The 1,027-nt window shown below is 52.8% G+C and carries 1 protein-coding gene; it reads left to right on the forward strand.

From position 1 onward, the window contains the following. Window positions 1-1,027: condensation domain-containing protein (locus PPL9_RS22585; protein ID WP_244273440.1), on the forward strand; the 1,027-nt coding region annotated here is incomplete at both ends.

Below are 1,027 nucleotides of genomic sequence, written 5' to 3' on the forward strand. Positions count from 1 at the left end.
TCTCACTGGAAGCGACGGTGTTGCCTGATGGCATGGTGCGATTGCATTTCGGGATAGATCTTTTGATCGCTGATGCTGCGAGTTTGAGCATTATCGCTGAGGAGTTGATACTGCTTTACGAAGAGCAAGATGTGAAGCTGACGCCACTACCATTTTCTTTTAAAGATCATGTGCTGGCTTCACAACACGCGGTCAAGAAGCAAGATCTAGCTGCTGCGGAGTGTTGGTGGGATGCCTCTATTGCGACCTTCCCGGCAGGTCCAGAGTTGCCTACACGCGATGACCAATTGGCTCTTCAAAGCACCACGTTTCGTCGTCGAAGTCACTGCCTCAATGGAAAAAACTGGGCTGCCCTTCGCAGCTCTGCTCAACGTATAGGTGTAAGTGCAACCAGTCTCCTGCTGTCGGCCTTCTCGCATGTTCTGGGAAGGTGGAGCCGCACGCCTGAGTTTGCACTAAATCTCACTGTGTTCAATCGGCCGCGAGTCAAAGGGGCAGATACACTGATCGGTGACTTCACCGACATCCTTTTGCTTCCGGTAGATTTGAAGACAGTTACCAGTGTCAGATCGGCGGCTTTACAAATTCAAGACAGGCTCTGGGAGGCCCTTGACCACGCAGCCCTGTCTGGTGTGCGCGTCACGGAGAAACTCATCCGTGCAGGACGGCTCAGAGCCCCTTTGCCTGTTGTATTCACCAGTTTGCTTGACCAGCCGAAACAAGACACGAATGCGGCGATATCTGCATTGGGTATTGAGACTGTCTACACTATCAGTCAGACCCCGCAGGTTTGGCTTGATCATCAGGTTATGGAGCAAGACGGGTGTCTTTATCTAAACTGGGATGCGGTTGAGGAGTTATTTGACGCGCGCATTCTGGATGAGATGTTTGCATCCTATGTTGCGCTTCTTGAAGGATTAGCGCTGGACCCGACCTTGCTGGAAGCGGCTGATTTACCGCGGTTGCCCGCGGTTGCGTTGCCGGTGGCCGAGAGTGCTCTCCCAGTTGCAAGCCTACATGATGGGCT

It is taken from the genome of Pseudovibrio sp. POLY-S9 (assembly GCF_001431305.1).
Taxonomy (GTDB): Bacteria; Pseudomonadota; Alphaproteobacteria; order Rhizobiales; family Stappiaceae; genus Pseudovibrio.